The sequence below is a fragment of the Leisingera sp. F5 genome (assembly GCF_001593695.1).
Genome location: NZ_LUKH01000447.1, coordinates 1 through 2,427 on the forward strand (window position 1 = coordinate 1; position 2,427 = coordinate 2,427).

Consider the following 2,427-nt stretch of genomic DNA (forward strand, 5'->3'; position numbering starts at 1 on the left):
CCCATACAAGATATGGTGGGGCTGAATTGATGATCTGGCAACCATTATTTTGGGGATATCTGCAATAACTTGTGGATGAACTATCCACACCCCCCTAGATGCCGGCCCAGTCGTAGCATTTGTAACTCAGCATTGAAACCGCTTCTTGCACAGTCTCCGGCTGGATCAGTCACCAGCCGGTACCACCCCGCAGATCCCTAAAACCGCAAGGCCCAGGCCGGTTGTCATCCTGACCCAAATACACGGGTCATACCGGTGTTTCCGGCCCGCGGCATTATATTAGGTATTTACAATACGCATTTTACCCCTTACTGATTTCCATGCATCGCGCTTACCCATCAAGGAGCCGCCCCATGACACTGTCAGTAGCTTTTCTATGGCCTGGGACCAAAGTCTGTGAACGCCTGGGCGTCGACCCAGAGGGCGAAGCCGGCCTGATACGCTGGATGGTCAATACGCTTGTTTACCTGACCGTCAGCCTGATTGCCGTCTGGATCATTGCAGTCTGATCGCGCCGCGCGCGGTCAATCGTCAACACGCTCCCGAATTCCTGTATCCAAAATGACCGGGCCGCGGGTGAAGCATCAAAGACAGCTTCACCTGCGGCCCGGCCGGCTGCCTATCGGAACGCAGGCCCATGCGCCCAGACGGTCAGCGACTGGCGCTCGCCGCGGGTGACCGGAGTCACCTGATGCAACAGAAAGCTGGGGAACACTGCCACGCTGCCCTGCGCCCGGCTGGCGGCCACCATATGGGCGCCCGGCATGATCTCCAGGTCACCGCCATCATAGGCGCCCGGCTTGCTCAGCTGCACCACCAGGGTCAGTTTGCGCTTGCCAGCCACCGGACCGTCGCCGATGTCTGAATGCCAGGCGAAATGACCGCCGTCGTGCGCCTTGTAACTGGCAGTCTGCGGGCTTTCGGCAAATTCACGGATATCAAACCCGAACCTGTCCCGGTTGGACCGGCGAACCAGCGAAATCAGCCGGTCCATCACCCAGCCAGTGCCCGGCACGTCATCCAGCCACACCACGCTGGCCCGGCGCAGATTGTGATCGCGGGCCTGCCCCACCAGCCGCGCCTCGCTTTCCGGCTCTTCTGCGGCCTTCCGCATAATTTCCGCGCATTCCTGCGCATTGAACGCCCCCGGTACTGAATAGACAGATACCATGCCACCATCCTTTTGTTGCAGCAGAGGAAGCATGAACAGAACGGCGGGATCCGCGCTGCGCGGTTTTCGACCAGGCGGGCGGAAAGCGACGCAATTCTACCCGTTGCACTGCAGGGCAGCCATGCAGGAGCGCGATGGCACAAAAAAGCCCGCCGCAGCGCAACGCTGCAGCAGGCTCATCCGGCAGGCAGGTCTGCCCGCTTACTTCTGCGCTGCCTCCAGCGCATCCAGACGGGCCTTCAGCGCCTCGTTCTCCTCGCGCGCCTTCTGTGCCATCGCGCGCACCGCGTCGAATTCCTCGCGGGTGACGAAATCGCGGTCCGCCAGCCAGCGGTCGATCATGCTTTTCAACGCGGTGTCCGCCTCGTCCTTGGCGCCCTGGGCCACGCCCATCGCATTGGTCATCAGCTGGGAAATATCGTCCAGGATCTTGTTGCGGGTCTGCATGCTCTTCTCCGTCTCGGGGCTGGCTCCTATATGGGGAAGCGGGCGCGCGGCTGCAAGCCGTTGACTTCCCCCAAAGACCAGAGGCATTCAGACGCACATGCACGCCATGATCCAATTCCCCGACCTTTCGCCCGAGATTTTCTCGATCTCCCTCGGTTCGTTCGAGTTCGCGCTGCGCTGGTATGCGCTCGCCTATATCACCGGGATCGTCATTGCCTGGCGGCTGGCCGTCGCGGCCCTGCGCCGCCCCGCACTCTGGCCCGCGCACCAGCCGCCGATGAAACCTGAACAGGTCGAGGATCTGCTGACCTGGATCATCCTCGGCGTGATCCTGGGCGGGCGCTTGGGCTTTGTACTGTTCTACCAGCCCGCCTATTATCTGGCGCACCCGGTTGAGATCCTGAAGATCTGGCAGGGCGGCATGGCCTTTCACGGCGGATTGATCGGGGTTGTTCTGGCCACGCTGATCTATGCCGCGCGCCACAACATCCCCAAACTGCAGATCGCCGACCTGGTCGCCCACACCGTGGCGCCGGGCCTGCTGCTGGGGCGGCTGGCGAATTTCATCAATGCCGAGCTTTGGGGCCGCCCGACCGATCGGCCCTGGGGCGTCGCCTTCCCCGGCCAGGCGGCGCAGGACTGCGGCCAGGCCCTGGGAGCACTCTGCGCCCGCCACCCCTCGCAGCTGTACGAGGCACTGATGGAAGGTCTGATCCTTGGCGCTCTGCTTCTGTACCTCGCCTGGTGCCGCAATGCCTTCCACACCCCGGGCCGCCTTCTGGGTTTGTTCCTCGCGGGCTATGGCCTTG

The 2,427-nt window shown here is 62.2% G+C and carries 4 protein-coding genes; 2 read left to right on the forward strand and 2 right to left on the reverse strand.

The features are described 5' to 3' along the window. Positions 1-353 precede the first annotated feature (353 nt). Positions 354-509 carry a hypothetical protein gene (locus A2I95_RS31675; RefSeq protein ID WP_291736204.1) on the forward strand — a complete coding sequence of 52 codons (156 nt, stop codon included), beginning with the start codon at positions 354-356 and terminating at the stop codon, positions 507-509. 110 nt (positions 510-619) lie between these two features. On the opposite strand, the gene A2I95_RS31680 is transcribed toward A2I95_RS31675, so the two are convergent. Both A2I95_RS31680 and A2I95_RS31685 read right to left on the reverse strand, forming a co-directional pair. Then, the gene (locus A2I95_RS31680) at positions 620-1,171 is read right to left on the reverse strand and encodes a 2OG-Fe(II) oxygenase (protein ID WP_027258148.1); all 552 of its coding nucleotides are present in this window, start codon (positions 1,169-1,171) and stop codon (positions 620-622) included. A 201-nt stretch (positions 1,172-1,372) separates the two neighbouring features. Further along, positions 1,373-1,618 carry an accessory factor UbiK family protein gene (locus tag A2I95_RS31685; protein WP_019296037.1) on the reverse strand — a complete coding sequence of 82 codons (246 nt, stop codon included), beginning with the start codon at positions 1,616-1,618 and terminating at the stop codon, positions 1,373-1,375. A 97-nt stretch (positions 1,619-1,715) separates the two neighbouring features. Here A2I95_RS31685 and lgt point away from each other — a divergent pair. After that, positions 1,716-2,427, forward strand: a 712-nt coding sequence (lgt, locus tag A2I95_RS31690; protein ID WP_291736213.1) for a prolipoprotein diacylglyceryl transferase, incomplete at its 3' end; no start/stop codon positions are given.

Bases quoted from the DNA above. Each gene is read 5' to 3' on its own strand.
- A2I95_RS31685 (WP_019296037.1), bottom strand. From the start codon at position 1,618: ATGCAGACCCGCAACAAGATCCTGGACGATATTTCCCAGCTGATGACC.
- A2I95_RS31680 (WP_027258148.1), bottom strand. From the start codon at position 1,171: ATGGTATCTGTCTATTCAGTACCGGGGGCGTTCAATGCGCAGGAATGC.
- A2I95_RS31675 (WP_291736204.1), top strand. From the start codon at position 354: ATGACACTGTCAGTAGCTTTTCTATGGCCTGGGACCAAAGTCTGTGAA.